This window comes from Brachyspira pilosicoli P43/6/78 (assembly GCF_000325665.1).
Taxonomy (GTDB): domain Bacteria; phylum Spirochaetota; class Brachyspiria; order Brachyspirales; family Brachyspiraceae; genus Brachyspira; species Brachyspira pilosicoli.
In genome coordinates this window covers 2,141,552-2,160,538 of sequence record NC_019908.1, presented here as the reverse complement: position 1 = coordinate 2,160,538, position 18,987 = coordinate 2,141,552, and the positions used below count along the sequence as shown (strand labels likewise).

General features: G+C 30.7%; 17 protein-coding genes, 4 tRNA genes, 2 rRNA genes and 1 pseudogene. 10 read left to right on the top strand and 14 right to left on the bottom strand.

What is annotated here, in order from left to right:
* Window positions 1-19: 19 nt before the first annotated feature.
* The gene (locus BPP43_RS09750; RefSeq protein ID WP_013243895.1) at window positions 20-442 is read left to right on the top strand and encodes a YkvA family protein; all 423 of its coding nucleotides are present in this window, start codon (window positions 20-22) and stop codon (window positions 440-442) included.
* 31 nt (window positions 443-473) lie between these two features.
* Here BPP43_RS09750 and BPP43_RS09745 read toward each other — a convergent pair.
* The 5 genes from BPP43_RS09745 to BPP43_RS09725 all read right to left on the bottom strand — a co-directional run bounded on the left by BPP43_RS09745 (window position 474) and on the right by BPP43_RS09725 (window position 1,677).
* Window positions 474-547: transfer RNA gene (locus BPP43_RS09745), tRNA-Arg, on the bottom strand.
* Window positions 548-613: 66 nt separating this feature from the next.
* Window positions 614-1,318 carry a hypothetical protein gene (locus BPP43_RS09740; RefSeq protein ID WP_015274831.1) on the bottom strand — a complete coding sequence of 235 codons (705 nt, stop codon included), beginning with the start codon at window positions 1,316-1,318 and terminating at the stop codon, window positions 614-616.
* Window positions 1,319-1,409: 91 nt separating this feature from the next.
* Window positions 1,410-1,485: transfer RNA gene (locus BPP43_RS09735), tRNA-His, on the bottom strand.
* Between the two features lie 42 nt (window positions 1,486-1,527).
* Window positions 1,528-1,601, bottom strand: a tRNA-Arg gene (locus tag BPP43_RS09730).
* A gap of 2 nt (window positions 1,602-1,603) precedes the next feature.
* Window positions 1,604-1,677 (bottom strand) — tRNA-Pro (locus BPP43_RS09725).
* 133 nt (window positions 1,678-1,810) lie between these two features.
* On the opposite strand from BPP43_RS09725, the gene BPP43_RS09720 reads away from it, so the two are divergent.
* From BPP43_RS09720 to BPP43_RS09705, 4 genes and pseudogenes are all read left to right on the top strand, one after another.
* A complete protein-coding gene (locus BPP43_RS09720) occupies window positions 1,811-2,212 on the top strand; it encodes a hypothetical protein (protein WP_014935326.1) in 402 nt (133 codons plus the stop codon).
* A gap of 16 nt (window positions 2,213-2,228) precedes the next feature.
* Window positions 2,229-2,714 carry a PTS sugar transporter subunit IIA gene (locus tag BPP43_RS09715; protein ID WP_014935325.1) on the top strand — a complete coding sequence of 162 codons (486 nt, stop codon included), beginning with the start codon at window positions 2,229-2,231 and terminating at the stop codon, window positions 2,712-2,714.
* A 1-nt stretch (window position 2,715) separates the two neighbouring features.
* Window positions 2,716-3,477, top strand: a complete 762-nt coding sequence (kdsB, locus tag BPP43_RS09710) for a 3-deoxy-manno-octulosonate cytidylyltransferase (protein WP_013243899.1) — start codon at window positions 2,716-2,718, stop codon at window positions 3,475-3,477.
* Window positions 3,470-4,202, top strand: a pseudogene (locus BPP43_RS09705) (ComF family protein). The gene kdsB and the pseudogene BPP43_RS09705 overlap by 8 nt, the downstream one beginning before the upstream one ends.
* Before the next feature lie 536 nt (window positions 4,203-4,738).
* Here the strand turns inward: BPP43_RS09705 and recG are convergent.
* Complete coding sequence (recG, locus tag BPP43_RS09700; RefSeq protein WP_015274827.1) at window positions 4,739-6,811, bottom strand: ATP-dependent DNA helicase RecG; 2,073 nt, start codon at window positions 6,809-6,811, stop codon at window positions 4,739-4,741.
* 173 nt (window positions 6,812-6,984) lie between these two features.
* On the opposite strand from recG, the gene rpsF reads away from it, so the two are divergent.
* The 4 genes from rpsF to BPP43_RS09680 all read left to right on the top strand — a co-directional run bounded on the left by rpsF (window position 6,985) and on the right by BPP43_RS09680 (window position 9,073).
* Entirely contained in the window at window positions 6,985-7,317 is a 333-nt protein-coding gene (rpsF, locus tag BPP43_RS09695) for a 30S ribosomal protein S6 (protein WP_014933851.1), read from the top strand.
* A gap of 31 nt (window positions 7,318-7,348) precedes the next feature.
* On the top strand, window positions 7,349-7,786 hold the full coding sequence (locus BPP43_RS09690; RefSeq protein ID WP_013243902.1) for a single-stranded DNA-binding protein: 438 nt from the start codon (window positions 7,349-7,351) through the stop codon (window positions 7,784-7,786).
* 24 nt (window positions 7,787-7,810) lie between these two features.
* Entirely contained in the window at window positions 7,811-8,152 is a 342-nt protein-coding gene (gene rpsR, locus BPP43_RS09685) for a 30S ribosomal protein S18 (RefSeq protein ID WP_014935320.1), read from the top strand.
* Window positions 8,153-8,257: 105 nt separating this feature from the next.
* The gene (locus BPP43_RS09680; RefSeq protein ID WP_015274826.1) at window positions 8,258-9,073 is read left to right on the top strand and encodes a thioredoxin fold domain-containing protein; all 816 of its coding nucleotides are present in this window, start codon (window positions 8,258-8,260) and stop codon (window positions 9,071-9,073) included.
* A gap of 57 nt (window positions 9,074-9,130) precedes the next feature.
* On the opposite strand, the gene BPP43_RS09675 is transcribed toward BPP43_RS09680, so the two are convergent.
* From BPP43_RS09675 to BPP43_RS09660, 4 genes are all read right to left on the bottom strand, one after another.
* On the bottom strand, window positions 9,131-9,871 hold the full coding sequence (locus BPP43_RS09675; protein WP_015274825.1) for an early set domain-containing protein: 741 nt from the start codon (window positions 9,869-9,871) through the stop codon (window positions 9,131-9,133).
* 2 nt (window positions 9,872-9,873) lie between these two features.
* The gene (gene fliS, locus BPP43_RS09670; RefSeq protein WP_013243906.1) at window positions 9,874-10,401 is read right to left on the bottom strand and encodes a flagellar export chaperone FliS; all 528 of its coding nucleotides are present in this window, start codon (window positions 10,399-10,401) and stop codon (window positions 9,874-9,876) included.
* Window positions 10,402-10,612: 211 nt separating this feature from the next.
* Window positions 10,613-12,088 (bottom strand): glycoside hydrolase family 32 protein, encoded by a 1,476-nt coding sequence (locus BPP43_RS09665; protein ID WP_015274824.1) that lies wholly within the window; start codon window positions 12,086-12,088, stop codon window positions 10,613-10,615.
* A gap of 26 nt (window positions 12,089-12,114) precedes the next feature.
* The gene (locus BPP43_RS09660; RefSeq protein WP_015274823.1) at window positions 12,115-13,536 is read right to left on the bottom strand and encodes a PTS transporter subunit EIIC; all 1,422 of its coding nucleotides are present in this window, start codon (window positions 13,534-13,536) and stop codon (window positions 12,115-12,117) included.
* A 161-nt stretch (window positions 13,537-13,697) separates the two neighbouring features.
* On the opposite strand from BPP43_RS09660, the gene BPP43_RS09655 reads away from it, so the two are divergent.
* Entirely contained in the window at window positions 13,698-14,690 is a 993-nt protein-coding gene (locus BPP43_RS09655; RefSeq protein ID WP_013243909.1) for a LacI family DNA-binding transcriptional regulator, read from the top strand.
* 7 nt (window positions 14,691-14,697) lie between these two features.
* Here the strand turns inward: BPP43_RS09655 and BPP43_RS09650 are convergent, their stop codons facing one another.
* The 4 genes from BPP43_RS09650 to BPP43_RS09635 all read right to left on the bottom strand — a co-directional run bounded on the left by BPP43_RS09650 (window position 14,698) and on the right by BPP43_RS09635 (window position 18,588).
* Window positions 14,698-14,994 carry a hypothetical protein gene (locus BPP43_RS09650; RefSeq protein WP_015274821.1) on the bottom strand — a complete coding sequence of 99 codons (297 nt, stop codon included), beginning with the start codon at window positions 14,992-14,994 and terminating at the stop codon, window positions 14,698-14,700.
* A 51-nt stretch (window positions 14,995-15,045) separates the two neighbouring features.
* Window positions 15,046-15,276, bottom strand: coding sequence for a hypothetical protein (locus BPP43_RS09645; RefSeq protein WP_013243911.1), 231 nt, complete (start codon window positions 15,274-15,276; stop codon window positions 15,046-15,048).
* Window positions 15,277-15,365: 89 nt separating this feature from the next.
* A 5S ribosomal RNA gene (rrf, locus tag BPP43_RS09640) occupies window positions 15,366-15,482 on the bottom strand.
* A 117-nt stretch (window positions 15,483-15,599) separates the two neighbouring features.
* Window positions 15,600-18,588: ribosomal RNA gene (locus tag BPP43_RS09635) — 23S ribosomal RNA — on the bottom strand.
* Window positions 18,589-18,987 lie beyond the last annotated feature (399 nt).

The window sequence follows — 18,987 nt, the reverse complement described above, 5'->3', positions numbered from 1 at the left end:
GTTTATAGGATATATAAAAATGTATTTAAAAAACAAAGCAAAAAAAATATGGTTATCTATAACATCTAATATCAATCATGATAAATTAGAATCTTTACTTTTAAAAACTAAAGAAATATTTAATACAATGCAATCATCAGATAGACTTTATTTATTTAAAGACAAAATAGAAATATTTATTAGTATGATAAAAGACTATATATCTGGCAATTATAAAAATGTTCCTTGGAAAGTAATATCTGCAATAGCGGCATCATTACTTTATTTGCTTCTTCCATTTGATGCTATAGCAGATTTTTTTCCATTAATAGGATTATTAGACGATGCTTTTATTATAGGTTTATGTATAAAATCTTTTAATGATGAAATAGAGAAGTATAGAGAGTGGAAATATGGCATTTATGATTACACAGATGATGATGAAACATATAAAGAAGAATAAACATCTAAAGAAAACGAAGAATAAAAAATTACGCGTCTGAGAGGATTCGAACCCCCAACCGACGGAACCGAAATCCGCTGCTCTATCCAATTGAGCCACAGACGCTTTTTTAATCTTTATATTAATTAATAGTAATTAATTATCGGTAAATATTTTTATTATTATACAATATTATAGTTTAGGAGCAAATCTTAAACCCAATTGCAAACCCAAATCAAAACTATCAACACTTGTATATTCATTGTCTATAGTATTTTTTTCAGCAAGACCAAAATCATAACCTAAATAAGCCCCAACATTCAAAGCCATTTTAGAGCCAAAATATATAGAATAATCAAAAGTAAGTTTAATATACGGAATAACATTTCTGCTAAACTGTTCTATATCTTTTCTTTTCAAATCATATTTAAATTTTTCATTCACTCCAAAAACAGTAGCATCTGTCTCATAAGTAGCAGCAATAGGTATCTTAACACCAGCACCAACACCTATAGCAAATTGACCTATATTGATTTTTGGAAGCAAGCCAACTTGAAAGCTATGAGTATACATGTTTAAATTCATTTCAGTTTTTTGACCTAAAATTTCAGACTGAAGCAAATACATTTTATAGCTGTCATAACTATAACCAAACTCACCCAATATGCTAATCCCCAATTTACCAATACCTATCATATATCCAATTTGAGCAGTAACTCCAGAATCAAAGCCAACTTTACCTTTATCAGATAAAGCCTCATAAGTACCAGTAGGAACACCAATAGATAAACCTAAAGGCACATTAATTATAGCTTCAAAACCGCTAGCAGCAAATACTGATATATTGCTTATAGCCAAAAGAGTAAATATTAATAGTAATTTTTTAATTTTTTCCATTTTGTAGCCTCCATAATAGAAATGTTATATTAAAGAGGAAAAATATCAAGTATGATTGTTTTTTATTTATTATTGCTTTTTTATTTAGGAAGGGCGAAAGACGGGACTTGAACCCGCGACATCCAGATCCACAATCTGGCGCTCTAACCAACTGAGCTACATTCGCCATAATAAAGAAAAAAAAGAGTCTTTTTATTTAAGACCCTATGCGCGCCAGACAGGAATCGAACCTGTAACCTACTGCTTAGAAGGCAGTTGCTCTATCCAATTGAGCTACTAGCGCATTCGGGATGGTGAGACTCGAACTCACAACCCCCTGCTCCCAAAGCAGGTACGCTAACCAATTGCGCTACATCCCGTTAAATATGTTCCTCAATTATATATTAATTTCTTTTTTTGTCAACTAATTTATTGTATTATTTTTATTTGATAAATTATCAAAAACTTGACTTATTAAAAAAAAAATATATCATAAGTCTTTATAAGGTTATAATGATTATGTCTAAATATATACTTCCAGAAAACGATATCATAAGAACGGCAAATTGGATAAGTAATTTCTTAATAAGAGAAGGATATCATATTGATTATACTCTTCAAAGCCTAAAAGAAATTGATAAGTTCTTCAAAGAAAAAATAAACAAAATATTAGAAAATGATGATAATAGCAGAAACTTTATATTTGCTATAGCTACATATATTGGAGAAATTATTAAAATGCATTTTGACGGCAAATGGGTAATTTCTAGAGAAGTTGATTTAGACGATGAAGCTATAGGAATAGATTTTAAAAATCATAGCACTATATATCCGCTTAATATAACATTAGAGCTTATTCAAAAACAATATACATTAGAGCAATATATAAAAGAAAATTTTAATACAGATATTTAAAAAAGGACTTACTCTTATGATGAGTTTGAATGAAATATTAGATGATATTAAAAAATCGTATATCATACTCGACTTAAAAGCAAATAATAAACAAGAAGCTATAAGTGAAATGCTGATATATGCAGAATCTAATGGACTTAGAATAAATATTTCTAAAACTATAGAGTGTATGTTTAAAAAAGAAAATATTATATCAAGCGGTTTAGGTTATGGCGTAGCTTTTCCGCATTTAAGAACTAAAGAAGTTCAGGAAAATGAATTAATATTTGCAATATCAAAGCCAGGTATTAACTATTATGCTCTAGATCAAAAACCTGTTCATCTGCTTACTATGTTTTTAACTCCTATAGATAAAAGCGATAAGTATTTGCAATTATTATCACTTATGACAAAGATATCAAAATTAAGCATGTATACTGTATTATTATTAGAATCAAAAACTCAAGAAGAGTTTAAAAATAAATTATCAGATATGGTAAAAGACATTATAGGTGGTAAATAAAATGAGAAAAGTAACAGCTATAATACCTGCAAGATATGATTCCACAAGATTTCCAAAAAAGCTCACTTATGAATTATTAGGCAAGCCTATAATCATTGCTGTATATGACAATGTTAAAGCTACTAGAAATATAAATGATGTTATAGTGGCAACAGATTCTAAAGAGATAATGGACATATGCGAAAAAAACAATGCTAAAGCAGTTATGACTTCAAAGCATCATACTTCCGGCACTTCAAGAATAACAGAAGTTGCTAAAAATATAGACTCTGACATTATTATTAATGTTCAGGGTGATGAGCCATTAATTAATGAAGATATACTTAAACCTGTTATAGATGCTTTTGATGATGAGAATGTTGATATAGCTACTTTAAAAACAAAAATTGATGATTACAGCCCTTTGATTAAAGATGAAAATGCTGTTAAAGTTGTATGCGATTATAAAGATTATGCAATGTATTTTTCAAGGGCTACTATACCATATAAAAGATTTGACCAAGATATATTAGTTAAATATTATAAACATATTGGAGTTTATGCTTTTAGAAGAGAGGCTCTTTTAAAAATAGAAAACTTACAAGAATGTGAATACGAAAAAATAGAAAAGCTTGAGCAGTTGAGATGGCTTTATCATGGAATGAAAATAAAAGTATTAGAAACTAATCATTTTATACATGGAATTGATACAAAAGAAGATTTAGAGATTGTTCAAGAGTATTTAAAAAAAGAAGCATTAATAAAATTAGGAAATAATGCTTAAAAAATTTTTTGCTGTTGTTTTTAATATACTGTTTCCAAATCATTGCATCATATGCAAAAATATTATTCAAAGCGATAAAATAAATTATATATGCTTAGATTGTATTAATAAATTAAGCTATATTCATAGAGATGATTATATAAGATGCAATCGCTGCGGAAGAATAATAGACACAAAAGATTCAACTTGCATATGCTCATACGAAAACATTTATTTTGATGAATGTAAATCAATGCTTTATTATGATGATAAAACAAGTAATTTAATTCATAAGATGAAGTTTAGCCATAGATATTTAATTTGTAAAGATTTTGCTGTTATGCTTTCTTTTTATTATAAAGACTATATTAATAAATTCGATGCTGTTTCGTTTGTGCCTCTTGGAAAAAACAGACTGCTTGAAAGAGGCTATAATCAAAGCGAACTTATAGCAAGACACATATACAAAAATAGTAAATATACCATTAATAGAAAATATAATAATTAGAAAAAAAGAAAGTAAACCTCTTAGCATGATAAAAGGAAAAGAGCTTAGAGAGAAAGCAATAAAAAACGCTTTTAAAATAAACCAAAAGTATAAGTTTAATGACAATAAAAAAATAAATATTTTAATAATAGATGATGTATTTACAACAGGTTCAACTTTAAATGAGATGTCATTAGAATTAAGAAAATTGGATTTTATAGAAAGGATAGGCGTACTTACGGTAGCGTCAGCTAGATAAAAAATTATTGTTTTAATATATACTAAAAATTTTTAACTTTTTTATTTTTATTATTTGCAGGGCTTTGCCCCGCACCCCACTTCTTTTGGTGGCCCAAAGAAGCAAAAGGACTGCAATTTTTTAGCTTAAAATATTGGTATTACAATATAGTTTATACATACTCCAAACATACAAAGCTAAAGCACTTGCACTTTCGCGAAGCGTGCCCGAAGGGCAAAAACTTTTTGCTGCGGGAAAAAGTTGATAACATTCCTATAATTTACAAAGGATAGCAATATATATTTGCTAAAGTATATAATGAATTTTTTTATTTTTTAATATTTGCAGGGCTTTGCCCCCTGCGAAGCGTGCCCATAGGGTAGCACCCAACTTCTTTTGCTGCCGCAAAGAACCAAAAAGGCTGCATTTTTAAGTCAAAACAATAGTTTATCTTAAAACTAAAATATTTTTTATTAATATACAACAACATTTTATTTCATAAAAAAATTATAATTAATATTCTATATCAATAGTTTTGAAACAGTTGTAATAAAAAACTAAATATTCATTTCTTTCTTTAAATAATTCGCTTTAATAACAAAATCCTCATTCTCTCTAAAAAACTCTTCTCTATCAAGCTTCAATAATTCTCGCATCTCATCTTTTGCCTTACGCATAATCTCAGCATCTTTTACAATATTGCCAAGCTTAAAATCTGCTATGCCGCTTTGCTTATCTCCCAAAAACTCTCCAGCACCCCTAAGCTCTAAATCTTTTTCAGCTATCTTAAAACCATCAGTAGTTTCGCATATTACATTAATTCTCTCTTTTATTATATCATTAAGCTCACTATGAAGTATTAAGTAACAATAGCCAAGCTTATCGCCACGGCCAACTCTTCCTCTAAGCTGATGAAGCTGCGATAATCCAAAACGCTCTGCTCCTTCTATTAATATTGTCGTGGCGTTGGGGTTGTCTATACCTACCTCAATTACAGTTGTTGAAAAAAGCACCTTTATCTCACCGTTTGAAAACCTATTCATAATATACTCTTTCTCTTCATCTTTCATCTTGCCATGTATTATTTCTATGTTTATATTTTCAAAATAGGTTTGCTTAGCCCTCTCAAACTCGCTTGATAAAGTTATTATACTGCTGTCATCATTCTCTATAAAAGGAAAAACCACATAACCCTGCTCGCCTTTTGCTATTCTGCTTTTTAAAAACTTATAACAATGGTCTCTTTCGTATAACTCTTTATATTTGGTAAGCACTCCCTTTCTTCCTTTTGGCATGCTCTTAATAATAGATAAATCCAACTCTCCAAACAAAGTTAAAGCTAAAGACTGAGGTATTGGTGTTGCTGTCATTAATAGATAATCAACATTATTTCCTTTTGACAATAATTTATTTCTTTGATTAACTCCAAATCTCTGCTGTTCATCTACTATAGCATAAGCAAGATTTTTAAATACAACTTCGTCATATAATATAGAATGCGTTCCTACTAATATATGCGTTTTACCTTCTCTAAGTCTTTTTAATGTATATGCTCTTTCATTTTGACTCACAGATGAAGTAAGTATATCTATTTTTATAACATCTTCTAAGTTGGCATTTTTTATTATTTTTTTAAAAGTATAATAATGCTGAAGTGCTAATATTTCTGTGGGAGCTAAAAAAGCTGTTTGAAAATTAGATTCTGTTGGTATTAATGCCGTTAGAAATGCAACAATTGTTTTTCCAGCCCCAACATCTCCCTGAAGAAGCCTAAATAATTGCCTATTAGAAAACATATCTTTTTTTATCTCTTCTATGGCGTTATTCTGGTCATCTGTGAGGCTAAAACCTAAACTTAATTTTACCCTCTCTAATAAATTACTGCTATTATACCTTTCTTCTTTTATAAGTATATTTGGTCTTCTCTCACTTAAATGTATATACTGAAAAGTTAAAAACTCTTCAAAAACTAAACTCTCTCTTGCCTCTTCCAATGCCTCAAAAGATGTAGGAAAATGCATCTCCATTATAGAGCTTACAAAACTTTTTAATCTATACTTTTTTTTAATTACTTTAGGTATATCATATTGCATGTTCTTTTCAAATCTTTCTAATTCACTTACAATTAAAGTTCTTAATTTTTTTTGTGAAAGTCCTTCTGTAAGAGGATATATAGGCACTATTTTTCCATAGGATAAAGAATTTGAAGAAGGCTTTTCAAACTCCACAAACCTACATTGCACCTTACCCCTCATATTGCGTACAAACTTCCCTGTGAGGTACAATTTTGCTCCTTTAGTTGCTCCAGCAGGAACACGTCCGCCGTATATAGGAACTTCGCATAATGTGATGCCGTCTGTAACTATTATTAATGGCTTCTTTCTAAACTGAAAGGTAAAACTACCCACATCTATAACTTCAACATACACCACAGAGTTTTTATCCGGATTTTTTAATGCTTCATTTATCTTTAATGTATTTCTTCTGTCATCATATGTTCTTGGGAAAAATGTTATTAAATCATAAAGTGTAAATATATTTTTTTTAGCGAGTGTTTCTGCGTATTTTGGTCCTACGCCTTTTAAATATTTTATATCTGTTGTAAAAATCTCTTTATTATAGTCTTTCATATAACAACCATTTTATATTAATATATATTATTTCATCATAAAATTCTATACCCAAATTTATATAATAAAATTCATTGACTTTTTAGCAAAAAAATATATAATCGCTAGAATAAAAATAATATTAAATACTTCGCTTCTATAAATATGAAGCCTTGTCCAAGGAGTTTACAAAAATGAGAGAATATGAAATTCTTTTCGTTACAGAGATAAATGACTCTGTACATCAAAAAGCAAAAGAACATGTCAAATCAATCCTACAAAACTATCATTGTGAAATCTTCAATGAATCAGATTATGGCATTCACAAACTAAGCTACCCTATTCGTAAAGTAAATGAGGGTAAATTCTATTTCTATCATTTCAAATGTGATGGTAAAAGCTTACAAACAATTGAAAAAGAATTGAGATATGAGCTTAGTATATTAAGATTTATAATAGTTCGTTTAGATGAAATTATGCAAAAAAAAGAAGTTAAAAAAGAAGAATCTAATAGTCAAGAAGCATAATTATTCATTAATCTAAGAGGCTTAAATTATTATGTCAGATGTAAATAATGTAACTTTAATAGGCAGACTTACTGCTGACCCAATGCTAAAATATTTGCCAAGCGGAAGTGCTGTTGTAGAATTTTCTATAGCAAATAACTATTATGTAAGCACTAAAAATGCTAATGAGGTTAACTATTTTGATGTAGTTGCTTTTGGTAAAACTGCAGAAACTATAAGCAAATATTTAACTAAAGGCAAACAAATAGCTATTAATGGATCTTTAAGACAGGATAGATGGCAAGATAAAGATACAAATACCACAAAATCAAGAATTAGAATCATAGTTAATAGTATGCAAATGCTAGGTGCTAATGGTCAATCTGGCTCAATGGATACAACATATACTCCTTCTGCTTCTGTTGGCGGAGGAATGTCTGATGGTATTGATATAGGTAATTTTTCTGACGATGATGAAGTGCCATTTTAATTAAATATTTGAGGAGATAAAACAATGGAATTAGAAAACACAGAAAATATAGAAAATACTTCTAATAATGAAGAAGAAAATAAAGTTAAAGCTGATAAAAAACAGCATTTTAACAAAGAAGTAAATGAAAAAGATGCAGCTAGCAGAAAAAAATTCTTTAAGAAAAAAATATGCTATTTCTGCAAAAACAATATTGATGTATTAGATTATAAAGACATAAAATTATTAAAAAAATATGTTAAAGAAAGCGGAAAAATTATACCTAAACGCTTAAATGGTACTTGCTCTAAACATCAAAGATTAGTTACTAAAGCTATAAAAAGAGCTAGAAATATTGCTCTTCTTCCTTATGAAACTAAATATTAATAATTAGTTTTATATAAACACTTGATAATAAAATAACAGTCATTATATTTTATATATGATGGCTGTTTTTTTATACTGAATAAAAAATAAATTAGGATATATAAAATGAAAAATATTTTTATTATAGCATTTAGTATATTATTATTATTGTCTTGTAATAATAATCAAAATACACAATTAATAAACTGGGAAACTAATTATAATACAGCATTAGAAAAAGCTATAAAAGAAAATAAAAGTATAATGATAGATTTTTATACGGATTGGTGTACAATTTGTAAGATAATGGAGACTAATGTTTATTTAGATAGAGAAATTGCTTCTAATATTAATTACAACTTTGTGCCTTTAAAAATTAATGCTGAAGATAATGATAAAAAACTTCTTACAAACCAATATAATATTAGTGCCTTCCCTACTACAGTTTTTATAAATACAAATGGCTTTATTATAAAAAAGATATTAGGCTATATTGATACAAATGATTTACTTGAAGAGATAAAAAAAATAGAAGAAAAATCAGCAAATATTAACAGAGAGTTTTCTAATAATAATCCTACTATAGAAAAATTAAAAATATATATAGACTCTGAGTATTATAAAGAAGCAATGGAAATGTATGATATTTTAATAAAAGAAAACAAAATAGAAAAAGAAGACATACCAACATATTTAATAGATATAGGAACACTTTTGTTTTACAATGAACAGTTTGATGAAGGTATTAAATATTTTAATGAAGTATTAAACAATTATAGTAATTCTCAAAAGCTATATGAGGCTATATATTTTAACGGCATTTATAAAATAATTATGGGAAACAAAGAAGAAGGAATAAACTATCTAAAAAGCTTTACTAACAGCATAACAAATGATGAATTAAGAAATCAATATATAGAAGCGATAGAATATTATCAATAATAATAAAAAATAATAAAAAGGCTCGTATTATTATATATAATATGAGCCTTTAATATCTTATTTTATTAGATTTGTATTATTATAATTTATAGTAGTAAATGAGTGAAGTCTTCCATCATTACCTTTATAAACATTCAAATTAAGAGGGTCTATTTCCCATACTCTATCAACTACAAAGTTATAGTAATAAGGACCTTGCTCTGCTCTTAAAGTAATTGTCCATAAATTATTAGAATAAGTCATAGGATATCTTAAGCTGTCAAAACCTAATTTATCTGATGTAAACATAACTTCTGATGCAGTATCATTGCTGTAGAAGAATGTTACTGTGCCGTCTGCATTATATATAGGATTTTGTTCATAAAAACCAATATCATTTCCTAATACAAAATAACTAACTTCTTGATTATTATTGTCATATTCTACATTTTGGTTTATAGGGTCATTAATCCAAACACCATTAACTCTGTATCTGTATAAATATTTACCAGCCTTTAAAGGAGTTTGCCATAAATAATAAAATATACCGTAAGAGTTTTTTATAAGAGGTATGCTATCTTCCCAATTATTAAAATCTCCAGACACTTCCACAGAATCATAATTTTCTGCAAAAGTAAATAATATACCGTCATCTACAACTCTTGGCGGAGTTACTTCTTGTATATTGTAATATTTTAGTATCTGAGCATTTTGCATTCTAGCTTGATACTGTTCAAGAGTCTCTTTAGTTCTATCACCGCAAGATACAGCAATTATAAAAACTATAAATATAAAAATATAAAAACAAATCTTTTTCATCATCAACCCGTAATATTTAATTTTGATGTAACAGCTTTATCATCTTTTTTCATAAATTTTTTATCATAACTTTTATTATCAGCAGGAGTAGAATTAGTTTGAGGAGCAGGATTACTATCTTCTTTTGTAGTATTATTATTATCAGCATTATTAGAAGATAATTTTTGCTCAACACCCTCCCAAGCACCTTTTAATTCTTTAAGATATTTTATAACCTCTAATATAGGCGGTTTAGTTTTAGATATATTTGCTTCTGTTAATCTCTGATTCATATAAGTATAAATAGAAGCTAATCTTTCAGCTATTTCTTTAGCATCATAGTTTAGAGAAGAGAGAAGTTCATATATAATCTCTTGAGCCTTCATTATATTATTATGAGCTTCTTCTGTACCATGTTTTTTGTCAATAGCATTACAAGCATTCTCAAGAAACTTGATAGCACCGTCATAAAGCATAATAACTAGTCTATTTTGAGATGCTGTACTAACATCAATTTTTTTATATTTTTGATAACCGTTATTAGTAGACAATTAAATCCCCCCATAAATTAATATTTATTATAAAATTATTATCGGAAAATAGAAAAAAGCATAAAATATTTTTTACTATTTCTAATAAAAGATGCATACATATACTATATTATACCGAAACAAGCATAATTTGTCAAAAATGTGTTTTAATTTTTTTGAGATTTTACTATATAGTGTTTTAACTATTATAATAAAACCATTAAAAACAAATTTAATAGTTAAATGATTTTAATTTATATATTGTTAAACTCATATCCCCTGAAACTCTAAAAGAATATTCATCTGGATAATACCTAGTAGTAAATACCATCTCGCCTTCATTTATAAATATCTCTATAGATGAAGTATCTATTAATATTCTTATGTTTTCTAACTTTTCTAAATATGCACTTCTTTTTATTCTGCCGCCGCCTATTTGTTTTCCTCTATCATTTAGAAACTCTAATATAAATTTATTCTCTTTATATTTAATAGAACAACCTTCAGAAATTAATAACTCAAAATCATTAGAACTTTTTATATTGTCAATTAAGACTTCGTAAGAGTTAATATCAGAAATTAAATTATCAGATAATGAAGAATAAGAACATTTATTTTCAAATATTTTTTTCTCTCTTAATTTTTCTAAACTTCTATGAGGCTTTTGATATAGTTTGCCATTTTTGAAACTTAATTCTCTTGCCACAGTTAAACAATGCTGCCAGCCATATTGAATGCTTAAGTTTTTATGAGTCTCTTCAGTATCAGGAACACCCATCCAACCTATAAGAACTCTATTTCCATTTTCATCTAAAAATGTCTGCGGAGCATAAAAATCAAAACCTCTATCTAATACAGTAAAATTAGCTGCCTCAAGAGAATCTTTATGCCTGTAATCATCATTAATTAAAAAATATCCAGAGAGATAAATATTTTCGTATACACTCTCAATTTGCTTCACACCCTGCGGACAAGTAATTAAAATATTCTGACCATCTAAATTAAACAAGTCGGGGCATTCCCACATATAACCAAATCTCTCTTTAGTGTTTATAGTGCTTATATGTTTCCAATTTCTTTTGTCTTTTGAAGAAAATACTAATACCTCACCAATATCATTATCTCTATCAGTTCCATATTTCCTTGCACCTTGAACCATATAATAACAATCTTTTTCTTTCCACACTTTAGGGTCTCTTATATGATTTGTTATGCCATTAGGATAATCTTTCATCTCCATTAAACATTCTTTTTCAGAGAAATTAATACCGTCATCAGAAACAATAAGCATAGTATTAGCCTCTCTTCCGCTTTCAATATAATCATGCTTGCCTAAAAGCTTTACATTGCCTGTATAATATACATACATCTTATTATCTTCTATAAAAGCAGAACCAGAATATACCCCATGACAATCATACTTTTGGTCTGGATATAATGAAACTCCTATATATTTATAATTGATTAAGTCTTTAGTTGTGTAATGACCCCAAAACTTTAATCCTCCATCAACATCAAAAGGGGAATATTGAAAAAATATATGATACTCACCTTTAAAATAAGATAAAGCATTAGGGTCATTAAGCCAACCTACAGGAGGCATTAAATGAAAATTTAATCTCCATTTTTTATTTTCCCTATTATTCTTAATATATTCAATCTCTTTTTGTTTTATTGCCTCTTCAAATACTTTAGCAACCAAATTCATTTGATTATCCTTAATATAACTATTTTTTACTCTTCATCTTCTTGCATATATTCATCAGGCACACCAAAAAACCAAGTAATAGTAAAAGATAGAACAACAGTAATTAAAGCAACGGCAATATAACCTATTAATTGTTTGCTGTCATAAATATAAAGCAATACACCAGGTATACCAGTAACACCATTAGCAGTAGCCTGTAAGTTTAATAATCTTGCAATCAACCCTGTTATACCAGCAGCAATAGCACCGCAAACCATAGGCTTTATTCCATATCTTATATTAATACCAAATATAGCAGGCTCTGTTATTCCAAGCCAAGCTGATAATGTAGCACCATAACCCATAGCTTTTACACTCTTTCTTCTAGTCTTTAATGTAACAGCCAAACAAGCAGCACCAGCAGCTAAATTTGCAACAGATAAAAGAGGATTGATTGGATTTAATGTAGTTGCAGCAAGAAAAGATATTTCTATTAAATTCATTATATGGTGAACGCCAGTAACAACTATAAATATTATTCCAAAACCTATTATAAATCCTCCAATTCCAAAAGGTAATGATAAAGAGAAATTAATAGCTACCAATATCCACTGTTCAACTATATGGAAAATTGGTCCAATTACAGCTAAAGATAATATAAGCATTATAAGTAAAGTTAAAAAAGGAGTAGCAAGTATATCTATTATATTAGGTATTACTTTTCTTAAATTTAATTCCACTTTAGAGCCTATAATACCAGCGATAAGTGCTGGAAGTATGCTTCCTTGATAGCCCACTATAGGTATAAAATTAAAAAGCATTATAGGTTTCACACCGCTGTCAGGATTGGCAACCAAATACGCATTAGGCAAAGCAGGAGAAACTAACATTAAACCTAACAATATACCCAATATAGGAGAGCCTCCAAATACCCTAAAAGTAGACCAACATACCAAAGCAGGCAAAAATGCAAATGTTGTCTCTGTAAGTACGCTCATAAATGTCATAACAGAAACTGGTATGTCTGATACTTGTAAATTAAACATGCTTAAAAAACTATCATTAATTAAAGCACCCTTAAGCCCTAAAAATAAACCTGTTGCAATCATAGCAGGCATTATAGGTACAAATACATCAGCAAATATACGAATAAACTTTCTAAAACTGTTTTTTTCTGTAGATTTATTTGACTCTTCTGCACTCTGATTTGATGAACCTTCAATTCCTAAATTAATAACCTCGGCATAAACTTTATTTACAACACCAGTTCCTAATATTATCTGATACTGTCCAGAATTAAAAAATACTCCCTTAACACCATCTATCTTTTGAACATCAGAATCTTTTATGCTCTCTCTGTCTTTTACTATTAATCTTAATCTAGTAGCACAGAAAGCAGCAGATATGATATTTTCTTTATTTACTACTCTAATAATTTCTTCAGCGGTTTTTTTATAATTTATAGCCATAATAAAAATCCTAATATATATGTAATCGGTTACATATTATTTTATCATATTTTTATATACTGTCAACTATAATTAAAAAAAATTTACAAAAAATAAAGTTGCATATTTGATTTTTAATATAAAAGATATATACTCTCTAAAAATACAGAATAAGAGTTCTAATGATGAAAACTGAAAACAAAAAAATAACAATGAAAGAAATAGCAGAACTTGCTGGTGTTACAAAAACTACAATATCAAGATACTTTAACGGCGGATATATAAAAAAAGAAACTAAAGAAAAAATTGCCAAAATAATAAAAAAATATAATTATGAGCCTAATACTTTTGCTAGATTAAAAGCAAGAAGAAGCTATATGATAGGAATTATAGTACCTGCTTTAGACTCAATAATAACATCAAGAGTGCTTACTGGTTTAGAGAGGACTTTTAGAGAAAAAAATTATATGCCAATAATAATGAATACTAATCATGAAAATGAGTTAGAAATTAAATATATAGAAAAACTAAAGAGATTAAATGTTGATGGAATAGTATTAAGTGCAACATATATTACAGCTGAACATAAAAAAATATTAAAAAAATTAGATATACCTTTTGTAATTTATGGGCAAGAATATAGTGATGGTATAAGTATAATTAATGATGATTATAATGCTGGAGTAGAGATAGGAGAATATATTGCTAAGAGAAATCATAAAAATATAGGCTTTATTAGCGTTGATGAAAAAGATGTTGCTATTGGTGTTAATAGAAGAAATGGTATAATAGACGGCTTAAAAAAATATAAGATACAACAAATAAATATTGAAATAGCAGATTTTTCTTATGATAGTTCAAAAATTGCAGCCAAAAAATTATTAAAAAATAAAAAATTAGATACAATAATATGTTCTACAGATAGGCAAGCTCATAGTGTTTATATGGTTGCAAAGGAAATGGGGCTTAAAATTCCAGATGATATATCTGTAATATCGTTTGGAGGATATGAGATTGATAAAATAATAGAGCCTGAACTTTCAACTATAAAATTTGATTCATTTAATGCTGGAGTATCCGCTGCTAATACTTTGATAAATTTAATTAATAATGTAAAAGTAGAAAAAGTATTTTATATTGATTATACATTCATAGAAGGTAAAAGCGTAAAATAAATACAGATTAATTATATTTACTATCTTCTTTAGCTATTTTCTTTATAATAACTGAAAAAATCATAGTAAAAATAAGTAATACAATCTTATAAAAAATTAGCATCAATAATTGAATTATTGTAAAAGCTATTAAAAAAGATAAAAGATATTTTAAAAAAGTATTTGGAAGAAAAGAAACATTTTCCAATTTAAGATTATAAATAAGAAAAGTGAGAGGCAGAGTAATTATAATAGTTAATATAGTAACTGATAATATAGATATACCCATTATTTTTTTATTTACTTTTTTATTTTTTCTATTCATTTTTAGTAATATCCCTATTAATTATGAGAATTAAAAAATATCTATCTATTATTAATCTTTCATTTTTTTATTTATAATTTTTATTAAAATAACACATAATAATATAGCAATTATAAATGGCAAAGCAAAAATAAAAGAAATATTTGCTGAAGCAGAAGCACCATCAAATTTAATAGCATAAAACATATAACCATAATTAAAAGATACAACTGTAACCATCATATAAGAAAATAAATATGCTATAATTCTAATAGTTTTTATAATTCTTTGTTTATTATTCATTTTATTAATCTAAGTAGTTTTTTATAAAAAATTTAAATATAAAAAATCCCAACAGAAATAATCTATTGGGATAAAAATATATAATATATACCCGGCAACGTTCTACTCTCCCGTAAAGCTACCCTTACAGTACCATCGACGATGAAAGGCTTAACTGCCGTGTTCGGAATGGGAACGGGTGTATCACTTTCTCTATGGTCACCGAAATAATATTAGCAAATTAAAGAACAAATTATTGATGATATTGCCAGATATATAGGAGCGTAGATTGTCTCATTCTGATTGATTATGTTTTCTGTTGTTTGTAAGAAGAAAACGATAATATGGTCAAGCCATTGGTCTGATTAGTGCTGCTCAGCTGAACAGGTATTTCTTCCCTGCTTACACTTGCAGTCTATCAACGTCGTAGTCTCCAACGAAACTCATAGGGAAAATTAATCTTGAAGGAGGCTTCCCACTTAGATGCTTTCAGCGGTTATCCCGTCCGCACATAGCTACTCTGCGATGCCCTTGGCAGAACAACAGATACACCAGAGGTGCGTTCATTTCGGTCCTCTCGTACTAAAAATGACTCTTCTCAATTTTCCAACGCCCGCAACGGATAGGGACCAAACTGTCTCACGACGTTCTGAACCCAGCTCGCGTACCGCTTTAATTGGCGAACAGCCAAACCCTTGGGACCTGCTCCAGCCCCAGGATGCGATGAGCCGACATCGAGGTGCCAAACCTCCCCGTCGATATGAACTCTTGGGGGAGATAAGCCTGTTATCCCCGGAGTACCTTTTGTCCGTTTAGCGATGGCCCTTCCACTCGGGACCACCGGATCACTAAGACCTGCTTTCGCACCTGCTCGAGATGTCTCTCTCGCAGTTAAGCCACCTTATGCCTTTATACTCTACTACCGATTTCTATTCGGTTTGAGGTGACCTTTGCACGCCTCCGTTACTCTTTAGGAGGCGACCGCCCCAGTCAAACTACCCGCCTGACAATGTCCGACTGCCGGATAACGGCTAATCGTTAGAATCCCATTTTGCGAAGGATGGTATTTCAACGATGGCTCCATGAAAGCTGGCGCTCCCACTTCAAAGCCTCCCATCTATTCTACACATCACAAAACAAAACTCAATGTCAAGTTATAGTAAAGGTTCACGGGGTCTTTCCGTCCTGTTGCGGGTAATCAGCATCTTCACTGATAATTCAATTTCACCGAGTTCTTCCCCGAGACAGTGCCCGGATCGTTACACCATTCGTGCAGGTCGGAACTTACCCGACAAGGAATTTCGCTACCTTAGGACCGTCATAGTTACGGCCGCCGTTTACTGGGGCTTCAATTCGAAGCTTCGCTTACGCTAACCTCTCCTTTTAACCTTCCAGCACTGGGCAGGTGTCAATCCCTATACATCCATTTACATGTTTGCAGAGATCTGTGTTTTTGTTAAACAGTCGGCCAGGCCTTTTCACTGCGACTCTCCTCCCGATATTGCTACCGAGATTCAAGCGTCTCTTTTTCCGAAGTTACAAGACTAATTTGCAGAGTTCCTTAGGGAAGATTATCTCGAGCGCCTTAGAATACTCATCTCACCCACCTGTGTCGGTTTGCGGTACGATTATAATATGCCTAACCTTAGGAATTATTTCTAGACAGCCTAATTCACGCAACTTCCTGAACCCGAAAGCCCAGTCACTATCCACCTCAACCTTAAAGCAGCAAGCATTTTACTCACCACAAGTCTCGGCTATTCGACGAGGATAACCATCACCTCGCGTACGCAAACAATCTGTGTCATTCCATCGAAACATACTATAGTACAGGAATATTTACCTGTTTCCCATCGACTACGCTTTTCAGCCTCATCTTAGGGGTCGACTAACCCTAGGCAGATTAGCTTTACCTAGGAAACCTTGGGTTTGCGGCGAACGGGTTTCGCACCCGTTTTCTCGTTACTCATGCCTGCATCCTCACTTCTTATACCTCCAGCATACCTTACGATACACCTTCAACGGCTTAAAGAACGCTCTCCTACCAATCATAGATTAACTCTATAATTCCCTAGCTTCGGTACTATGTTTGAGCCCCGTTACATTTTCGGCGCAAAAACACTCGACCAGTGAGCTGTTACGCACTCTTTAAAGGAATGGCTGCTTCTAAGCCAACCTCCTGGCTGTTTAAGTATTCTCACATCCTTTCCCACTTAACATAGATTTTGGGACCTTAGCTGAGGATCTGGGCTGTTTCCCTTTTGACAATGACGCTTATCCGCCGCTGTCTAACTGCCATGCTCTTAACTTACGGTATTCGGAGTTTAGTTGGGTTTGGTACTCGGTTAGGAGCCCTAGTCCATTTAGTGCTCTACCCCCGCAAGTAAACACATAACGCTGCCCCTAAAGACATTTCGGAGAGAACCAGCTATCTCCAAGTTTGATTAGCCTTTCACTCCTACCCACAAGTCATCCAAAGCCTTTTCACGGCCACTGGTTCGCACCTCCACTCAATGTTACTCGAGTTTCGCGCTGCTCATAGGTAGATCACTTGGCTTCGGGTCGTATAGCATGCAACTAATTTCGCCCTATTAAGGCTCGCTTTCACTACGACTACAAGGCTATTACCTCTTAATCTTGCTACATACTATAAGTCGCAGGCTCATTCTACAAAAGGCACGCCATCAGGCCTTCTACTATTGCTAGCAGGGTTCCCTCTGACTACTTGTAAGCTTAAGGTTTCAGGTTCTATTTAATAACCCTCAACGGGAGACTTTTCACCTTTCCCTCACGGTACTCTACACTATTGGTCACTGGTTAGTATTTTGCCTTGGATAGTGGTCTACCCAGATTCAAACAGGGTTTCACGTGCCCCGCCCTACTCAGGAACGACAAAACCTTGTATATATGATTTCGTGTACAGGGCTATCACCCACTATGGCCTGCTTTTCCAAAACAGTTCCACTATCATATATAGCAAAGTCGATGTATGTAAGTATACCACTCGCCGCCCTACAACACCGCAATAACAACGCCTTACAACTTGACATTATTACGGTTTAGGCTCTTCCCCTTTCGCTCGCCACTACTGAGGGAATCTCAATTTTGATTACTCTTCCTCCAGGTACTTAGATGTTTCAGTTCCCTGGGTGTTGCCTTATACACCTATGGATTCAGTGTATAATATAGAAGGTTTACTTCTATAGGTTTTCCCATTCGGTGATCTACGGATCATAGAATATTTGCTTCTCCCCGTAGCTTATCGCAGCTTGTCACGACCTTCATCGCCTTCCAGTGCCTAGGCATCCACCTTAAGCCCTTACTTACTTGACCATATTATCCTTTTCTTCTTATTGCTAAGTTTCTAAGTTTAATACGTCTTGAATGAGACTATTAGCTAATTAAAGCTGTTTCTTCTAATTCTTTAGTAACGTCCGCTTAATTGTTTCTACTCTAAGACACACAATCTAATTGTGTTTTCTTTTCTTATCAAGTGAAGATTTTTATAATTGCTGACTTTCCGTTTCTTAATTGGAAATACTTTATAAAAATCTACGCTCTTATATATCTGTCAAAGATCATCTTTTGTTTCTCATTGATGTTTTTTATTTATCATCAATGTTTTATTAGTATAGCATGCAGCCAAAAAAACGCAATACTATTTTTGCCGTTAAACACAAATTTTTTGCATTTTTTTTCTAAAAATAGGTTTATATTATACATTTTATACAT